The sequence below is a fragment of the Luteolibacter yonseiensis genome (genome assembly GCF_016595465.1).
Lineage (GTDB): Bacteria > Verrucomicrobiota > Verrucomicrobiia > Verrucomicrobiales > Akkermansiaceae > Luteolibacter > Luteolibacter yonseiensis.
Genome location: NZ_JAENIK010000011.1, coordinates 412,371 through 431,292, shown reverse-complemented (window position 1 = coordinate 431,292; position 18,922 = coordinate 412,371). Strand labels below are relative to the sequence as shown.

Sequence of the window (18,922 nt, the reverse complement as noted above, 5' to 3'; positions counted from 1 at the left end):
CGTGTTTTTCCGACCATTCCTCATCCTGCTGATCCTGCCCCTGGCTTCGCTTTCCGCCGCCACCCTCGACCTCCGCTTCCTTGCCTGGGACGAGGCCGTGGCCACGCGCAAGCTGGCGGCGGGGAGTGTCGATATCGCAGGCCTCCACCCGCTCTCCCGCACCACCGACTACAAGGTCACGGTCGAGGACGGCACCTGCCAGATCCTGGCGCTGGACAAGAAGGACGCGGAGGGCAAGCCTGTCATTCTTCCGGTAAAGATCACACCGGGCATTGTGAAGCCGCTGGTCATTCTGCTTCCCAAACCGGACTCACCTTCGGGTCTCGCTCCCTTGGTCATCGAAGACGACGAGTCCTCTCTGAAATGGGGGAATGTCCGATTTGTGAATTCCACCAACAAGGAGCTGGGGATCGCCATCGGAAAAGAGGCCAAGGTCGTCCCGCCGGCGTGGAAACCCGTCGATTTCCAACCCACCATTGATGAAACGGTGAGCCTTCTCATCGCCGCTCCGGAAGAGCTCCGCAAGCCGGCGGATGTCCGCTCGTTGTTTTTCAGCAGCGTCTGGTCCGCCCGGAGCGAGGTCCGCTCACTCGCCATCATCGTTCCGGGAACGGACGCCCGCCTTTCTTCCATCGCCCTCAAGGTGATCAGCGAAGACCGCCGCGCCCTCGCCGCACAGAAGGCGGCGAAACGTTGATGCGGCGGAAAAGCGCCGGGGAGGTGGGAAATTCCATCCCTTCCGTCCGACGGAAATCCTCTCTCCGCCGGGTTTTCAACGAGCCACATCGGTCCCGGACAAAGCCCCCGCGATTCCAGAGAGCCGGCATATTCACCCGTTGGATTGACCGATTGCCATTTTTGGTGCACTCTACGCCGCAAAATGAATTTCAACTTTCTTAAATACCTTCCGCTTCTTGCCGTTGCGCCCCTCTTTCTGAACTCCTGTAGCATCGGCGGCGGAGAGGAGTCGACCTACCTCACCGGCCTCGGAGGATCGATCCATCACGAGGTTTCGGGCGGCCCGCATCACTCACCGCCGGCAATTCCGGACGATGTCTCGTATTGGGACGGGGATTCGGCGCAAGGGAGCCCGCTGATCAAGATCAACCGCGCCCAGCAGAAGGCGTTTTTCTACAAAGGCGGCGTGCTGGTGGGTGTTTCCCGGATCTCCAGTGGAAACGAGGATCATGGCACTCCTCCCGGCCGCTACAAGATCACCGAAAAAGATGAGGACCACGTTTCCTCCGCTTATGGTGTTTTCAAGGATCGTGCGACCGGCATGACCACCAACGACAACGTGGACATCCGCAAGGACAAGCCGAAACCCAGCGAGATCTTCTACAACGCCCCCATGCCGAACTTCATGCGCTTCAATGGCGGCATCGGCATGCACACGGGCTTCCTCCCGGGCTACGCGGCTTCACACGGCTGCATCCGCATGCCCCATCACATGTCCACGAAGTTTTTCCAGAACGTGCAACTCGGTACCCCCGTCGTCGTGGAATGAGCGGAGGCACCCAACTTCCCGACCACCGCGCCACGATCGAGATTTCTCCAGAGGCCGTGGCGGAATGGATCGGACTGGCACCTGGAGAACGCCCGCGGCTCATCGACTGCCGTGAGGAGGACGAACTGGCGATTTGCCAAATTACTGGAAATGAATGGCTCCCCCTGGGGCTGTTTTCCATTTCGCGCGAAAAATTGTCAGCCGGAAACGCACGCGGAGTGGTCGTGTATTGCCACCACGGCGTGCGCTCGTTGCGCGCGGCGCAGTTCCTGCGGGCCATCGGTGTGGAAAATGCTTTTTCGATGCATGGCGGCATCGAGGCGTGGTCGGAGCGGGTGGATCCCACGGTGGCGCGATACTAAAAAAGAAAGAAGCCGCCGAAAACGAGAGCGGGGGGCTCGATTTCCGGCGGCCTTTTGAATCGAATAGGGGGCTTCGAAGTCAGGGGGACTTTTTTGTCTCAGCGAGCCGTGCGAGGGGGTGGGGCGCTCGCTGCGACAGGAAAAGGGATATCCCATTTCCGGCCATAAAGATATTACGCGATCGCGTGAACCTCCGGAAAACCAGCGATCCGCGGGGGAAATGCAATCCCGTCTTGCCGCCCGCCGTCCCGCCTGCTTCGCTTCGCGCCCCAACCTGAACCAACCTATGGCCAACAAAGATGTCACCGATCCCGCCCGCATGGAAAAAATCGTGTCGCTGTGCAAACGCCGCGGCTTTGTTTTCCAAGCCGGGGAACTCTACGGCGGCCTCAACGGGGTTTGGGACTACGGTCCGCTCGGTGCCGAACTGAAACGGAACCTCAAGGACTACTGGTGGCGCAAGACCGTGCAGGAACGCGACGACGTGCTCGGCATGGACGGCTCGATCCTGACGATGGAGCAGGTGCTCGTCGCATCCGGCCACGTCGGTGGATTTTCCGACCCGATGAGCGACTGCCTTCTTTCCAAGGCGCGCCTGCGCGCGGACCAGATCCCGGAACAGGACGGAACCGTCGTCTGGTTCACCGGAGCCGGCCACCCTGCCAGCGAGTGGAGCATCCAGCGTGAATTCGCCGTCCTCATCGCTCCCGGCAAGGAAGTCGGCGAGGCACATAAAACCGCGCGGAAATACTACTCGGAATTTCTCGCGAACAAGCAGGTCTCGCCGAAGGAAATCGAACTCGTCGAAGACCGCCGCGAGGAGGTCACCGGCACGACCCGCTTCAATCCGGACAACGGATCGCTGCTCACCGAGCCGCGCCAGTTCAACCTGATGCTGCAAACAAACTTTGGTGCGACCGGCGAACAGATCGCCTATCTCCGCCCGGAAACCGCGCAGTCGATCTTCGTGCAGTACAAGAACGTGCTCGATTCCAACCGCGTGAAGCTCCCGTTCGGTATCGCACAGGTCGGCAAGTCGTTCCGCAACGAGATCAATCCGCGCAACTTCACCTTCCGGTCCCGTGAGTTCGAGCAAATGGAGATCGAATATTTCTGCCACCCCGACGACGGCATGCGCCTGACCGACGAGTGGCTCGAGACACGCCTTTCCTTCTACGAGGAAATCGGCATCCCGCGCGCCAAACTGCACATCAACGACATTCCTGACGGCGAACGCGCCTTCTACTCGAAGAAGACCTACGACATCGAATACGAATTCCCGTTCGGCGTGCAGGAACTCGAAGGAGTGGCCTATCGCACCGACTACGACCTCGGCGTCCATCAGAAGGCGGCGGGCAAGCCGCTGCTTTATTTCGACGAGGAGACGAAGGAGAAATTCCTGCCACACGTGGTGGAGCCCTCCGCCGGTTGCGACCGCACCGTGCTCGCGCTCATTTGCGAGGCCTTCGACGAAGAGACGCTCACCGATGACAAGGACAAGGAAGACGTCCGCACCGTCCTGCGCTTCAAACCGGCGCTGGCTCCGGTGAAGGTGGGAATTTTCCCGCTGCTCAAGAAGAACGAGGAACAGGTCCGCATCGCCAAGGAAATCCAGAAGTCCCTTCAGAAGTGGATGACCGTTTCCTACGACGACGGTGGCGCCGTCGGCCGCCGTTACCGCCGCCAGGACGAAGTTGGCACTCCGTTCTGCATCACTGTGGATTTCGAAACCCTCGGCGAGGAGAACGCCGATCTGAAGGACACCGTCACCATCCGCCACCGCGACTCGATGGAACAGGAGCGCCTCCCGATCAGCGGGCTGCTTGCCTGGCTGCTTGAGCGCGTGCGCTGAGAACCACATCCAACTGTTTTAAAAATTCCCACGGGAGCCGGACGAAAGTTCGCGCTCCCGTTTTTCTATCTAGAATCCCGAATCAAAACCCTCCAGTCTCCGCCCATGTCCGAACCCGCGCTGACTCCCATGATGGCCCAATACCAGTCCATGCGGAAATCCCTGCCTGCGGACATGATCCTGTTCTACCGCCTCGGCGACTTCTACGAAATGTTCTTCGAGGACGCGAAGGCCGCCTCGCCGATCATGAACGTCGCGCTGACGAAACGCGGCGGCACCCCGATGTGCGGGGTGCCTTACCATGCGGCCCAGGGCTACATCGCCCGGCTCTTGAAAGCGGGAAAACGCGTCGCCATCGCGGAGCAGACGTCGGAGGCCGTCGCCGGAAAACTGGTCTCCCGCGAGATCGCCCGCATTCTCACGCCCGGCTCCATCGACGACATCGCCCTGCTGGACGACCAGCGCCCGAACTACCTCGCCGCCGTCTGCCGCCATGGGAAATCCGCCGGCCTGGCCTGTGTCGACCACACCACCGGTGAGTTCACCATCGCCGAATTCGCGGACATCGGCCAGCTTGAGGACGAGCTCGCGCGCATTTCCCCGTCCGAGCTCCTCATCCCCGACCACCAGACCGCGGAGTTCGGAAAACTCGTCAACTGTCTCGTTTACGAGGGCTACACGTTCCTTCCGGAGCACGCCAGCCAGCTCCTCAAGGAGCAATTCAACGTCCATTCGCTCGATGGCTTCGGCTGTGCAGCGCTCCATGCCGCCAGTGGCGCGGGCGGGGCGATCCTCCACTACCTCATCCACCAGCTCCGGCGCCCCTGCGGCCACCTCCATCCACCGCGTGTCAGGGAGAGCGCGGACCATGTCCTCATCGACGCCTCCTCTCAGCGGAACCTCGATCTGGTCGATTCCCGCTCGGGCAAGGCCCACACCCTGCTCGGCGTGCTGGACCGCACCGCCACGCCGATGGGCGCCCGCCTGCTGCGGGATTGGATTCTTCACCCGCTGCGCGATCTCACCGCACTCACAGCCCGCCAGGACCTCATCGCCTCTTTTCTGGCGGAGCCCTACCTGTTGTCGAAATGCCGCGAAGCGCTCAAAGGCATCCGCGACATCGAGCGCACCACCTCGCGGCTTTCGCAAGGTTCGGGGAACGCCCGCGACCTCCAATCCCTCGGAGTTTCCATTTCCCACATCCCCGCGCTGAAGGAAGACCTTTCCTCCCTGCCGGCGGCGTCATCGCTCCAACCGCATCTCTGCTCGCGCCTGCACACCTTCCACGAACTGACGGAAATGCTCGCGCAGGCCCTCACCGACGAGCCACCCGCCCACCTCCGAGACGGCGGCGTCATCCGGGACGGCTGGTCCCCCGAACTTGACGAACTCCGCAACGCCTCGCGCGGCGGCAAGGACTGGATCGCCCGCCTGCAGGAGGACGAGCGCAAGCGCACGGGCATCGACTCGCTGAAGATCAAGTTCAACAACGTCTTCGGTTATTTCATCGAGATCACCACCACCCACCTTGCGAAGGTCCCGGACGACTACACGCGCAAGCAGACCATGTCGAACGCCGAGCGCTACATCACCCCCGCGCTCAAGGAAATGGAAAACAAGGTGCTCGGTGCCGAAGAACGCTCGAAGCAGTTGGAGGCGGAACTGTTCGCCCAGCTCCGCACCCAGGTGATCACCCATCTTCCCACCCTCCAGGAAACCGCCGCCGCCGTCGCGGAGATCGACGTGCTCTGCGCTCTCGCGGAAGTCGCCCAATACCACCGCCACTGCCGCCCCGTCCTCAACCAGGAAAAAGGGTTCTTCGTCACCAACGGCCGCCACCCGGTGCTCGAACAAACCCTCACGGACGTGAAGTTCGTCCCGAACGATACCGAACTGGATCCGGAGACCGCGCGGCTGCAGATCCTTACAGGCCCCAACATGGCCGGTAAATCCACCTACATCCGCCAGATCGCGCTCATCGCCGTGATGGCGCAGATCGGCGCGTTCGTTCCGGCGGAGGCCGCTACGATAGGTCTCGTAGACCGCATTTTCTGCCGCGTCGGCGCGTCGGACGATCTCTCGCGCGGCCAGTCCACCTTCATGGTCGAGATGAGCGAGACCGCGCTGATCCTCAACCACGCCACGGACAAGTCCCTCGTCATCCTCGACGAGATCGGCCGCGGCACCGCGACCTTCGACGGACTCTCCATCGCCTGGGCCGTGGCCGAACACCTGCACGACCAGATCGGCTGCCGCACGCTCTTCGCCACCCATTACCATGAGCTGACGGACCTTTCCAACACCAAGGCGGCCGTCGCCAACTACAACGTGGCCGTCAGGGAGTGGAACGAGGAGATCATCTTCCTCCACAAGATCCTCCCCGGTGCCGCGGACAAGTCCTACGGCATCCAGGTCGCCCGGCTCGCCGGCCTGCCGAAACCCGTGGTCGAGCGCGCCAAGTCCATCCTCTCCCACCTCGAACTCCACTCGGTCAAACCCGAGGCTAAAAAACAGGGACCCAAGGCGAAGAACACGGACCAGCCTTCACTTCCGAAGCCGAATCCTCCGCAGATGGATCTGTTCGCGGATTTCTAGGACAGCTGTTTCCTCCCAATCCATGTTGTTCATGCAAGTTGCCATTTGCGATCGTGACGTGGAAACTTCCGCTTTTCCACGCTGGGAACTGCTTCTGCTGGATACCCCCCATCCTCTTTATTCATCCCGAAGCATTCTCCGACTTGAATGGAGCACCCGGAGCGATGGCAAATGGGGACGGCGCAATTACCATCGAACAGTCCATTTGGATTTATCGGATGATGAAATCAATATCTTGATCCTGGGGACTGGAAGTCTGCCCGAATCCTGGCCGGATGAATGCCTTTACGACACAGATGTCCATACCCATGGAGGTCGCTCTCCCACCCGGGAGAACAAATCCGCCGCCATCTGCCGGGCGATTACTTGGGTGATCGACGGCCATCACAAGCGCTTCCATATCAGAAAAGACAGTCTCGTCTGGAGTGACTCCGCATGGGGTTTGAAAATAATGAATCAGGTAAGCCCTCATATCGTGGAAACTCCGTGGAACAACCAAAACCAGAAGCGCCGGCTACCATGACTTCCGAATCCCCTCAAATCCACCTCGTCCTCGGCCCGCCCGCCGCCGGAAAAACCACCTATGCCCGGGAGCTCGCCGCGCACGTCGGCGCGATCCTGCTGGATAGCGACGAGGTCACGGAACGCCTCATCCGCGCCGGTCTGAACCTGGCTGGCCTGGATCCGGATGACCGGGACTCGCCCGCCTACAAGACCGCCTTCCGCGAGGTGGTTTATGAAACACTTTTCGATCTGGCGAAATCCCACGCCAGCCGGCTTCCCGTCGTCATCGCCGGGCCGTTCACCCGCGAGGGCGGCGAGGCGGATTGGCCGGGCCGGTTGGAATCACGGCTAGGGGCGTTGCCTGAATTCCACTATGTCTGGTGTCATCCGGATGTGCGCAAGGAACGGATCAAGGCACGCGGCGCGACACGGGATCTCCCGAAACTCGCCGATTGGGAAAACTACGTGGCCACCTGCCGTGAGTCGGCACCGGTCTTCCCCCACCGCTGGATCGACACATCCCCCAATCACTCGAACTCCACCAGCACCGGGAAATGATCCGAGGGCAGGCGGGTTTGGAAGTTGCGGAATTTCACCTCGCCGGGGAAATTTCCGTTCTGGGTTTCCGCGGAATCAGGAACCGGGGTGCGGTAGGTATCCGTTAGGATGCCGTAGCGCACCGGCTTGAGCGGGCGGGTGTAGAAGACGTGGTCGATGCGGCTCTCGGTTTTCGAACTGGGGTTGAAGCCATTCGCCGTGCCGTTGAGGGCATAACGGTCGGTGGCGGTTTCGAACGAATCGGAAACGATGCCGGAGTCGTGCAGCAGCTTGTAGCTCTCGCTGGTCTGGTCCACGTTGAAATCACCGGTCAGGATGACGGGTTGGTCACGGGCGATCGTCTTGATTTTCGAGAGGATGAGTTTCGCGCTTTCCAGGCGGGCCTGGGTGCCCCGGTGGTCGAAGTGGGTGTTGAAAAGGAAGATCTCACCGCCGCCCTCCGTCTTCCGCAGTCTCGCCCAGGTGCAGATGCGGGTCTGTTCCGCGTCCCAGCCCTTGCTGGGTTTTTCCGGGGTTTCGGACAGCCAGAAGGAACCGGAGTTGATCAGCTTGAACTTGTCCTTGCGGAAAAAGATCGCGGCGTATTCTCCCGCTTCCTTGCCGTCGTTCCTGCCGCAGCCGACATGGTCGTAGTCGGGCAGCAGGGCCTGCAGGTCGTTGAGCTGGTGGTGGAGGACTTCCTGGGTGCCGAGCAGGTCGAACTCGTGGAAACGGATCAGCCCGGCGACGATGGGCGCGCGCTGCGTCCAGGAATTCCCTTTTTCGACATCACCCTTGTTGTCGTAGCGGATGTTGTAGCTGCCCGCGACGAGGGCGTGGGCGGCGTGGAAAGGCAGCATCGCGAGTGCGGCGACGACCGTGGTCCTGAGGAAAATGCGCATGCCCGGAAGCGTCCGCATGCCGTGCGCCATGTAAAGCGGGCAATTTTAAAAGTCGCATTCTGCTACAGCAGTGAAAGAAGTTTCCCAAGGTGTTCGTCCGGCTTCACCTTGGGCAGGACCGCCTTGATCCGGCTGTCCGGGCCGATGACGAACGTCGTGCGTTCCGTCCCCATGTAGGTCCTTCCATACAGGGTTTTCTCCACCCAGACGCCGTAGGAATCCGCGATGCGGTGCTCCTCATCGCTGAGAAGGGGGAACGGCAGCTCGTATTTGCTGATGAATTTCGCATGCTTCCTGATGGGATCGATGCTGACTCCCAAGACCCTGGCCTTGCCGGAAATTTCGCCCCACCCGTCGCGCAAGGAGCAGGCTTGCGTGGTGCAGCCGGGAGTGTCGTCCTTCGGGTAAAAATAAAGGATGATCGTTTTTCCCTTGAAATCCGCGAGACTGACGGTGGCGGGCGTGGCATATCCGCCGCCGATGACCTGCGCGGTGAAATTCGGAGCGGGGTCGCCGGTTCGGGGTTGTGAAGTCATCCGGGGATTCAGACTCTTTTCCAGAAAGAGTTCAATGACCACTTCCCGCGTCACTTCCGGAAGATGACGCAGCCTGCCGCGCGGTGATTTCAGACACGGCCAGATTGAGCTGACCCGAGCTGATTCCATTGACCGAGACCAGCGAGGTGACACCCGTGCCGTAGCCGGTCATCGGATTGCTCCAGAGCTGCCCGCCGGTGAGCGGATCGATTCCATAGATGTAGCCATCCACCGAGACGACGAGCAGGTCTCTTTCCAGTAGCAGGCTGACGTAGCATGAGCCTTTGGGCGCCTTCCACTCCCAGATGATCTGGCCCGTCAGACGGTGCAGTGCCGCGACGCGGCGGTTGAAGCCTATGAAGATGACATCCGGAAGTTTCATCACCACGGATGATGCCCGGCCGGCGCCGGGCCGACAAGTTCCGATTCAACGGGTGACTTTCGGGTCGACCCATATCGACCACGCGTTGCTGGTGTTTCCATTCCCACCTTCGGTGAGGAGTTCGAGATTTTTCACACCGGAGACATCCACCGACACATCCGCGTTCTCTCCGGCACGCAGGAGCTCCGAACGGTATAATTCCTTCCCGTCTCCACGAACGACAAACACCGCGGAACCAACCGCCTGGGCGCCGTCCCGGAGACCGACGGTGGCGGTGAAGGTTTTCCATTTCTGGTCCACTGCGAATCCGTAATGCGAGGGCGCATGGGCATAGAGTCCCTTTTCATAGGGTTTCTGTTTCAGCGTGAGAAACGTGCCCATCCGGAATCTGCCGTCGGACCAGAAAGCATTCCGAGTCGGCATGCCCCAGCCGACTTCCGCCTTGGTCCATGCAGCATCGGACAACCAAGCGTGATCTTCCTTGGCTGACGAAAGATCCGCCGGAACCGCAGGATCCAGCAATCCGCGCAACACCCGCAATTTCCCCGCGGATTCAGCGGTGGGCGCGGCGGAAATGACTTCGTCGCTGACAAACTCGCGGGCACGCGGATCCTGCCGGTGGATGGCGAGATCGGCGCGATCCACCAGCCACTCGCCATTCATTTCCGCGAGGTTGATCTGGTTTGATTTGTCGACCTTCAATACGAAATACTCATTGGAAACCGCGCCATTCACATGCAGGGAGTTCAGCTTCAGCCAATATGAATCCGGGCGGAGTCCCGCGATATCCATCTCGAATCCGCCTTCTTCCAGCACTACGGGACAGGTGACGGCCCGATGGTCGGTCTTGGCACTCATCGGCCAGATATAGGCGATCGCACCATAAGCTGGCACGGCACCGGCAGTCTTGCCCTTGATGTGAAGCTCTCCGGCGTTCCCGGAGAATTCGAGTTTTTCGAAATATCCGTGCGCCTCGGTATCACGGCCCTTGTCGGACCGGGTCATCAGGGGATGCGAAGCGAGCTGCAGCGCGGTGGCGCGCGAAAGGAAAGCGGGAGCGCGATCCCCCCACAATTCGCCACGGTAGTGCAGATTCCCACCTCCCATCAGCGAACTGCCGAACCCGCGCTCCTCCTTGCTGCCATTGTCATGGGGAAGTCCGAGGCCGTGTCCGAGTTCATGGGCGATGCCGCCGATGTACCAGCCATTGAACTTGCCGATCGTCTGCTCGACGCGCGGGTAATAGTGCTCGGTGTAAACCATCTGCTTTTCCGTCTCCCCGAGCAGCCGGGGATCAAGCAACTCGCAGTCCGCCGCGTGACAGAGGCCGCTGCTGTTCGAGGACGCTCCGTCACCGTAATACGGTGAATTGAAAACATACCGGCCGTCGGACTCCTGGTGGCAAAGCGCGTAGAGGATGAGCACATGCTCGCGGTCCATATCCACGATACCTTTCAGCGCCGCCCGGACCTCGGCCTTGGTGATGCTTCCGGACTCGTAGGTGTATGAGCTGGCCGGAAGCTTGCCCTTCACCTGGTGGATCACGAGCTTGCCGTCCTTTCTCTCCAATGGCAGCCCCCCGGTGTCCTGGCCGAAACGCTTGAAGCCCTCGCGATAGAAACCGGCGACGTCATCCAGGATGCGGTCGAGACGGCCGGCATGGTCGGCGAGCGGATCCCGGTCGCCGGGGGTGAAATAGACGACCCGCAGGACCTTGTCGGATTTCGGCTGCCCCACATGATAGGCGGAGATATGTTTCATCGCATCCCGCAGCATGGCACTCCCGGCCACGTCGTCACCTTGTGACGCACCGATGGCAGCGGACAGAAGTCCCACCCAGCACATCCACGCCGCCCATATCGATTTCGCCCGGATCATTGAAGAGAATTAGCCCGACGGCCTGATGGAGCGCAAGGTTGCAAATCAAAGCGCGCGAGGCGGCAAATAACGCGTGCACGAACCGCCGGATCATGATTTCAACCCCTCGGTGAACGGACGCGCGGTGCAACTGGACGGGCTGAGGGCGATCGCGATGATGGCGATCTGCTGGGACCACTGGTGCCCGGCCGGCTGGCCGCGGTTGTTTCCGTTCGAGGTGTTCCTGTTTTTCTTCCTGGTTCTCACCGGCTACCTCATCACCGGTTCGCTGCTGCGCGAACGCGACCGCAGCGAGGCACGGGGCGGAGCGTGGAAATGGGAAGCGCTGAAAACCTATCAGGTCCGCCGGGGGTTGCGGATCCTCGCGCCATATTATGCGGCACTCGCCCTGGCGTGGCTGGTGTGGGCTCCGGATGTGCACGCGGCGCTGCCATGGTACGTATTCCATCTCTCAAACATCCACATGGCGTTCCTCGGGGCGTGGCCGGCCGGGACGAATCATTTCTGGTCGTTGGCGATGCAGCAGCAGTTTTATCTGATCTGGCCGTTTGTCATCTGGTTCCTGCCGAGGAAATGGCTCGTGCCCGGCATCGTGGCGTTCGCGGCAATAGGACCGGGGACCCGGCTGGCATACGACTTCTTCCATCAGTGGTTCGCATGGCCGGGGGTGGTGACATGGTCGTCGTTCGATTATTTCGGAATCGGGGGGCTGCTGGCCTTCGCCGTTCATCGCGGGATGCCATTGGAGAGCCGGGGACTGCGCTTGCTTGCGGCAGCGGGACTTGCCGGATATCTGGCGGTTTATGGTTCGCACGGGATGGGTGGACCCACCTTCGGACTGAGGCCGCTGCAGCAGACGTTCCTGTCCATCGCGCTGTGTGGACTGATCGCGGCGGGGTCGGTGGGCTTGCCGGGCTATTTGGGAAAACTCCTCGAAACTCCGAGGTTGCTGCGGATCGGACAGGTTTCCTACGGTATTTATTTGTTTCATAATCTCGCGCCGTTGGTCTCCGGAAAAATCTTCTGGTTCCTGTGGGACGCCCCTTTCCAGAACACGCCCGGCGACATCCTGCGGATCTGCGCCTACGCATCAGTGACTTGGGCGCTGACCCTCGCCTCGTGGCGGTGGATCGAGCAGCCGCTGCAGGGCGTGAGGGAAAAAATCAACGGTAACCGCCCGACGGGCCGCCGGAACCCATGAACGCCCGGGGCTCGACAATTTCCCACGGCTCTTCCAATTTGCCTTCTCACCCAAATGGATACTATCCTGAACCTATGAGTCCGCGGCACCCCCGCCCGCCATGCCATGGCGGATGATCTCCCCGGGAGCACCCTGCGGCATCGATATTTTCAAGATACGTCCCACCCGACCCAACCACCCTCATGGCCACCTCATTTCTTCCCAAGCCATTCGCGCACCACTACGAAATCGCCCCCGAATACGCGAAGAGCGCCGTCTATTTCTCCTGCGAATTCGCCATCGACCAGAGCTTCAAGATCTACTCCGGCGGACTGGGATTCCTCGCGGGCTCGCACATGCGCGCCGCGGCCGATCTCCGCCAGAACCTCTGCGGCATCGGCATCCTCTGGACCTATGGTTACTACAACCAGGCCCGGGGGGAGGACCGTGAGCTCGCCGTGCAGTTCAGGAAAAAGGAATACGCCTTCCTCCAGGACACCGGCATCCGCTTCACCGTGCCCGTCCACGGCCACCCGGTCTGGGTGAAGGCCATGTTCCTGCCCGGCGACATTTTCAACACGGTGCCGATGTTTTTCCTCAGCACGGACGTGGAGGAGAACGACGGCCTGTCCCGCGCCATCACCCACCGCCTCTACGACCACGACCATCTCCGGCGCATCGCCCAATACATCATCCTCGGTGCCGGTGGCGCGCGCCTGCTCGACGAACTGGGCATCGATCCGGAAGTCTGGCATCTCAATGAAGCGCACGGCCTCTCCGCAGCCTTCCACGTTTACTCGAAGCACCGCAGCGCCGCCGAGGTGAAAAAACGATTCGTCTTCACGACCCACACGCCGGAGGAGGCTGGAAATGAAAAACACGGCTTCAACCTGCTGCGCGATTTCTCGTTCTTCGGCAACACTCCGGAAGAGGAAGTCCGGAGAATCACGGGCATCCACGGAGACGAGTTCAACCACTCGCTCGCCGCCCTCCGCCTCGCCCGCATCGCGAACGGCGTCTCGAAGCTCCACGGCGAGGTTTCCCGCCACATGTGGGAAAACCATCCGGACATCTGTCCGATCACCCATGTCACGAACGCCCAGAACAAGAAGTATTGGGCGGACCACGGACTCGAGCACGCCCGCACCCGTGGCGACACGGAGGAACTCAGGCACCGCAAACGCGAGCTGAAGGAACGTCTCTTCCGCGTCGTGGCCGACCAGACGGGCAAGCTCTTCAAACCGGATGTGCTCACCCTGGTGTGGGCGCGCCGGTTCGCGGGCTACAAGCGTCCCGATCTCATCACCCGCGACATGAAGCTCTTCCGCGAGCTGCTTCACAACAACGAATACCCCATCCAGGTCATCTGGGCGGGCAAGCCGTATCCCTTCGACTACTCCGCCATCGATACCTTCAACCACCTCATCCGGCTCACGAAGGACCACCCGAACGCCACCGTGCTCGTCGGCTACGAACTGGAGCTCTCACGTTACCTGAAAAACGGTTCGGATATCTGGCTGAACAATCCCGTCGTCACCCGCGAAGCCTCCGGCACCTCGGGCATGACCGCGGCGATGAACGGCTCGCTGAATCTCTCCACCTATGATGGCTGGGTGTGTGAATTCGCCAAACACGGCGAAAACTCGTTCATCATCCCACCTGCGGACCGCTCTCTCAGCCCCGAAGACCGGGACCGCCAGGACATGCTCGGATTCTACAAGATCATGAACGAGAAAGTCCTCCCGCTCTACTATGGCAACCCCGACGAGTGGAACAAGGTCGTGCTGAATTCGATGAACGATGTCGTTCCCTTCTTCGACGCCGACCGCATGGCGGACGAGTATTACAAGAACATCTACGCTTGAGGTGATCAGACTTCCGCCGCTCCGGCCATGGTGACCGGAACGGCGGAGCCGACTACCTTGGTTGAGGTTTTATTTCGCTACCTTCAAGCGGGCGAACATGGCTCCACCCGGTGCCAGCGACCGGGGGATCTGCACGACGATGTCGTCCGGTGAGGAACCGTTTTCCGTGACGGTGACGATCACGCCATTGGCATCCGCACCCGACGAGGTGGCACCGATCGCGCGGGTCATCCAGCTTGTCAGGCTCGTTCCGAACTCGACGACCTGCGAGGTGACGTCCGACTCGGCGTCATCGCGGCGACGGAAGCTCAGGGTCAGGTAGGTGGCATCAAGCGCCCTGGTGGGAAGGATCGCGCTATCCGAAGCGAGCGGATTGCCGTTCAGATAGAATTCCAGCAGGTTGGTGACGCCGTCGTTGTCCGGATCCGCGGCCAGCCCGTTGTTGCCAGCGGTGAGTCCCGCGTTCGTGGCCCACGATCCATATCCGGCAGGTGAAGGCCCGTTGGCCACCACGAGGCTGCCGGTGCCGGAGAAATAAGCGCCATAGGTGGGATGGGCCGGTCCGTAAGTCCCGGCTTGAACCTGCACGCCGCCGAGGAACAGTGTTCCGACGATATCCAGGGTTCCGGTGGTGTTGAGGTTGAGCACCGCGCCGCTGTCGATGCTGACCGCCGCGGTGTCGCTCAAAAACGCAGTGCTCACCGAAAGCGTTCCCGCGTGAATCGTGGTGCTTCCGGAGTAGGTGTTCGCACCGGTGAGGGTGAGGGTGCCTGTTCCGTTTTTCACCAGGGCGAGAGCCGCCGTGCCGCCATCGACGATCTTGCCGGCATAAGAGGTGGCTGCCGCCCCGCCGACGGTGAGGACGGAAGGAGTGGTGGTGCTGTAGTTTCCGATCGATCCGCTGGTGCCGGTGAGGCTGGCGAAGGAGAAGTTGTAACCATTCAGACGCAGGGACGCGTTGTTCACTTCAAGCGGCCCGGTGCTGAACGCATATTGGTTCCCGGCGATCACGATGCCCGCAAGGCCGTTGTTCCCTTCAACGACGGCTGGCGGCGTGTCGCCGTTGATGCGGGTGGTGCCGTAGGAGTTTTGAACCGCTGCGGAAGGAGCGACCGTCAGGGTGCCCGGATTGTTTCCGTTCGTCATGCAGTAGAACTGGCAGACATACGGCCCGCTGATCGAGCCGGTGATGGTGAGGTTCGCCGCATATTGGGCCATGATGCCCGAATCGGCGGTGAGCTCGATGTTCCCCGCCCAAGGGGCGACGGATGCCGAGCGTATGGCTCCTTGGTTGAAGCCGCCTTCACCCCAGCCGAGTCCGGCGATCTGGACCGGAGTGGTGTAGGGTTCCGTGCTCGCGAACAGCAGGATCTGCGAACCGTTCGCGAGCTTCAGGGCGGACATCCCACCGAGACCGGCGGGGGAGCGGGTCTCGATGCGTCCTTTCAGAACCTGCAGCGTTCCGGTGAACGACGGTCCGAATGACATCTCTCCCCAGTTGGCCGAGCCACTGATGGCCTGCGCGGAGTTCAGACTGACGAGTCCCGCGCCGGTGACCGCGGCCCATGGTGAGCTGGTTGTGGCGGAGAAATTAACGGCGCTCGCGAAGTCCAGGGCGAGTGCGCCACCACTGGCGATGTTGTAGGTGGTGCTCGTTCCCACCGCTCCATTGACAGTGCCATTGCCGAATTTCACGGTGCCTTCGTTGATGTTGAACGGACCATAGTAGGTGTTGCCGGTCCATGTCAGGGTCTGGGTGCCGCTCCCGGTCTTGGTGAGGCTGGTCTCAACGCCGTATCCTTCGATCGATCCGGAAATGTCGGAGCTTCCCGTGGTGTTGAAAATGACGTTGCTGTCAGTGACTGTCAGCGGTCCGGTGATGGATCCGTTGGAGGTGCCGTCACCGAATTTCAGCGTGCCGCCATTGACCACGGTGGTGCCGGTATAGGTATTGGCCGTGGCGAGGGTGAGCATGCCGGTCCCGCTCTTGGTGAGTCCGGTGGTGCCGGTGATGACTCCCGTGCCGCCGAGCGTGTAGGCTTTCGAGCTGTTGAACGTGACGTTGTAAGGATTCACGGTCGTGTTGAGCAGGACCGCGGTGTTGGTGGCGTCATCGTTGAACAGCAGGTTGTCGCTTTGCAGATACTTGGAAACCGCTCCGCTCAGCGTCCAGTTCGAGGTGGTGTTGATATCCCATGCCGAGCTGACATTGCCTTTCCACACCAATGGATCCACGGTGGAGACGTGGAGTGACAGCAAACCATTGCTGTTCGAGATATTGGCAACCACCCCGCGACCTAGCGAGCCGATCTTGAACGCGCCGGCACCGGACCCTCCGACGACTCCGGGATGGGAGATCAGCGGATAATCAACACCCGCTTCGAGCGCGCCGGAGACATTCACCGTCACGTTGCCGCTTGTGGTGAGGCTGGTGCCGACATTGATCGCCGATCCCGAACCCAGATTGGAGATCGAGAGCGACGAACCATCGGAAAATGCGAGATCCGGCACGACCGCCGAATTGGTGGAGCTGCCACTGATGGAGAGGACACCACCTGCGGAAACGACACACGGTCCGATGAGCGAGCTCGAGGTATCTAGATCCAGCGTGCCTTGGCTCACTGTCGTGGTGCCGGTGAAGGTTTGGGGACCGGAGAGGCTCAGCTTTCCCGCACCTGTTTTGGTCAGGCCGCCGGTCCCGCCGAGTTCGTTTTTGACGCCGACGGTAAAGCCGTTGGTATTGAAGCTCAATCCACCGGAGGCGAGACTCACATTCGGGCGAGAATTGTTGTGTTGAGTGGCTTGGAAGAAATCCAATTGGTCGGCGAGCGCCTTGATGGTGCCCCCGTTGGCGATGATATTATTGTTGGTCGCGGTGGTCGTGCCTCCTCCGGCCAGGATCCTTTTGGTGGCGAGGGTGCCTCCATTGAGGTTGAGGTGAACGGTCATGGTGCCGTTGGTGCCCGCGTCATCCCGACCGATGGTGATGAAGTCGTTCACCGTCAGAGTGGCGGTGTCATTGACGGTCACATTCGTGCTCGACGTGTCACCACCGAGATGTCCGAGGGTGAACTGATTGAGTGTCAGCGCGGAACTGCCGTTGAGAGTGACGGCGGTGGTGCCGATTCTGGTGGCGTCGGTTCCTCCCAAATCGCCGCTTTTCCATTTGATCCCGCCGGCATTGATCACACTGCTGCCGGAAAGCGTTACCGTGGCCACGGAGCCGATGCCGCCACCGATGACGTAGGATGGAGGTGTGGGGCCGGTGGCGGTGGCATTCAGGATGCCTCCGGTCATCAGCAGCGAACCCTTGGCACCGTCGGTACCGACGGTCAACGCGCCACCCACCGTGACAGTCCCGCTGCTCATTTGCAACGTTCCTGTCCCTGTCGTGGCACCGAAGCCGATATTCACCCCGCCGCCCACAGTGATCTGGGCGCTGTCGGAAACCACGGTTTTCCCGGTGCCTTGGTAGCCGATCTGCAAGCCGTTAGTCACCTGGACAACGGAATTTCCCTTGGCATTCAAGGTGGCATTGGCCGTAGCACCTTCCGCAAGGCGGATGGCGTTCTGGCTGATCAATTTCCCGTTGCCCTCCACCGTGATGGTGCCGGTGCCATTGTTCCGTGCGGCGGTCACAAAACCGCTGGTGCCGGTTTTGGTAACGGTGGCATTGTCGGAAATGGTGAGGGTGCCGGTGCCTCCGGACGAATTGCCGACGTAGATCTCCCCCGTGAAGGTAACCGCCGAGGTTCCTTGGAGAGTAATGCTGCCGGTGGCCGCGCTTGCGTTTCCTAAGACGATATTGCCGCCGGTCGAAGCGAGCGTCGAGGAATTCTGGAGAGTGACCGAACCGATGGATCCGCTTCCATTGCCTATCAAGAATTGGTTGGCGGACTTGAGGGCGGAGGAATCCTTGAGAGTGACCGTCCCGGTGCCCAGGGCTCCATCGCCGATGAGGAAGGTATTTGCAGTGCCTTTCTTCTCAATGACCGCGTTCTGGGTGAGCGTCACGTTCGCTGTACCATGATTGCGACCAAGGATGACATAATCGTTGGTGGCGGTGATCGATGCGGTGTCCGAAAGGGTTGCCGTGACGGTGGTAACGACAGGAGTCGCGCCATCTCCGTCCGCAAGGAAGATCCGGTCGGCGGCGGTGATGGAGGAGGCACCCGACATCGCCAGCGTTACGGTGCCAACGGTTTGATTCAAGACATAGTCCCCGATCCTCACGCCATCGGCGTCGTTGGTGGTCGTCGTGTTGAGCGACCCGCCTGTCATGCTGAGGGTACCGTTGACGAAGCGGAGGGTATTGATGCTGATCGTATCTCCGGCCGCGACCGTGGCCTCGCCGCCGTTGAGGATGAGAGCCCGGTCGGTGGTGGCGGGTGCGGCACCTCCGCTCCAGTTGGAGCCTGTGGTCCAGGGTGCGGGGCCTGTCACGCTCCAGGTGGCATCGGCGGCTTGGGAGGTATGGATCGCGGCGCACGAGAGCACCATCACGGAAGGCAGGAACAAAGAGGAACGGAACCTGAAGAAGGCCGCTGAGGCAGATAATTTCATGGAGTAGTTGATTTGCTGATTTGTGAGTGATCAGGGGGGATTCCAAAGATGGCGGACCTGGAAGCGCGAACCGCCCGGTGCGGCACCGTCGCCTGACCCGATAGCAAGTTTTCTTCCAAGTTTGATAAATTCCTCGGCCCGTCCGCGTTGTCATATGTTTGTCCCGATCACTTCCGACTGATTTTCAACGAAACCCGATTTGAGCCAGCCAGCCTTCCCCACCCCGCCCAATCTTGGGTTGACGCTGGCTTGCCGACCA

Annotated in this window: 14 protein-coding genes; 9 read left to right on the top strand and 5 right to left on the bottom strand. The window is 60.9% G+C overall.

Annotated elements, in window-relative coordinates:
- Position 1: 1 nt before the first annotated feature.
- The 7 genes from JIN84_RS11535 (at position 2) to JIN84_RS11505 (ending at position 7,378) form a co-directional block, all read left to right on the top strand.
- Positions 2-697 (top strand): hypothetical protein, encoded by a 696-nt coding sequence (locus JIN84_RS11535; RefSeq protein ID WP_200351193.1) that lies wholly within the window; start codon positions 2-4, stop codon positions 695-697.
- 183 nt (positions 698-880) lie between these two features.
- On the top strand, positions 881-1,507 hold the full coding sequence (locus JIN84_RS11530) for a L,D-transpeptidase family protein (RefSeq protein WP_200351192.1): 627 nt from the start codon (positions 881-883) through the stop codon (positions 1,505-1,507).
- Positions 1,504-1,869, top strand: a complete 366-nt coding sequence (locus tag JIN84_RS11525; protein ID WP_200351191.1) for a rhodanese-like domain-containing protein — start codon at positions 1,504-1,506, stop codon at positions 1,867-1,869. Before JIN84_RS11530 ends, JIN84_RS11525 begins: the two co-directional genes overlap by 4 nt.
- 286 nt (positions 1,870-2,155) lie before the next feature.
- A complete protein-coding gene (locus tag JIN84_RS11520; RefSeq protein WP_200351190.1) occupies positions 2,156-3,721 on the top strand; it encodes a glycine--tRNA ligase in 1,566 nt (521 codons plus the stop codon).
- A gap of 105 nt (positions 3,722-3,826) precedes the next feature.
- Complete coding sequence (gene mutS, locus JIN84_RS11515) at positions 3,827-6,316, top strand: DNA mismatch repair protein MutS (protein ID WP_234043439.1); 2,490 nt, start codon at positions 3,827-3,829, stop codon at positions 6,314-6,316.
- Positions 6,317-6,338: 22 nt separating this feature from the next.
- On the top strand, positions 6,339-6,839 hold the full coding sequence (locus tag JIN84_RS11510; protein ID WP_200351189.1) for a hypothetical protein: 501 nt from the start codon (positions 6,339-6,341) through the stop codon (positions 6,837-6,839).
- Complete coding sequence (locus JIN84_RS11505) at positions 6,836-7,378, top strand: P-loop nucleotide/nucleoside kinase family protein (protein WP_200351188.1); 543 nt, start codon at positions 6,836-6,838, stop codon at positions 7,376-7,378. Before JIN84_RS11510 ends, JIN84_RS11505 begins: the two co-directional genes overlap by 4 nt.
- On the opposite strand, the gene JIN84_RS11500 is transcribed toward JIN84_RS11505, so the two are convergent.
- The 4 genes from JIN84_RS11500 to JIN84_RS11485 form a co-directional block, all read right to left on the bottom strand.
- Complete coding sequence (locus JIN84_RS11500; protein ID WP_234043438.1) at positions 7,348-8,259, bottom strand: endonuclease/exonuclease/phosphatase family protein; 912 nt, start codon at positions 8,257-8,259, stop codon at positions 7,348-7,350. The two genes, JIN84_RS11505 and JIN84_RS11500, sit on opposite strands and share 31 nt — an antisense overlap.
- A gap of 62 nt (positions 8,260-8,321) precedes the next feature.
- Entirely contained in the window at positions 8,322-8,795 is a 474-nt protein-coding gene (locus tag JIN84_RS11495; protein WP_200351187.1) for a peroxiredoxin, read from the bottom strand.
- Positions 8,796-8,826: 31 nt separating this feature from the next.
- Positions 8,827-9,177, bottom strand: coding sequence for a PQQ-binding-like beta-propeller repeat protein (locus JIN84_RS11490; RefSeq protein ID WP_200351186.1), 351 nt, complete (start codon positions 9,175-9,177; stop codon positions 8,827-8,829).
- 45 nt (positions 9,178-9,222) lie between these two features.
- Positions 9,223-11,055 (bottom strand): NPCBM/NEW2 domain-containing protein, encoded by a 1,833-nt coding sequence (locus JIN84_RS11485; RefSeq protein ID WP_200351185.1) that lies wholly within the window; start codon positions 11,053-11,055, stop codon positions 9,223-9,225.
- Positions 11,056-11,128: 73 nt separating this feature from the next.
- Between JIN84_RS11485 and JIN84_RS11480 the strand changes: the two genes are divergently transcribed.
- Together JIN84_RS11480 and glgP are read left to right on the top strand one after the other, a co-directional pair.
- On the top strand, positions 11,129-12,256 hold the full coding sequence (locus tag JIN84_RS11480; RefSeq protein ID WP_200351184.1) for an acyltransferase family protein: 1,128 nt from the start codon (positions 11,129-11,131) through the stop codon (positions 12,254-12,256).
- Between the two features lie 182 nt (positions 12,257-12,438).
- Positions 12,439-14,100, top strand: coding sequence for an alpha-glucan family phosphorylase (gene glgP / locus JIN84_RS11475; RefSeq protein WP_200351183.1), 1,662 nt, complete (start codon positions 12,439-12,441; stop codon positions 14,098-14,100).
- Positions 14,101-14,169: 69 nt separating this feature from the next.
- Here glgP and JIN84_RS11470 read toward each other — a convergent pair whose 3' ends face one another.
- Positions 14,170-18,663 carry a beta strand repeat-containing protein gene (locus JIN84_RS11470; protein ID WP_200351182.1) on the bottom strand — a complete coding sequence of 1,498 codons (4,494 nt, stop codon included), beginning with the start codon at positions 18,661-18,663 and terminating at the stop codon, positions 14,170-14,172.
- Between the last annotated feature and the right edge of the window lie 259 nt (positions 18,664-18,922).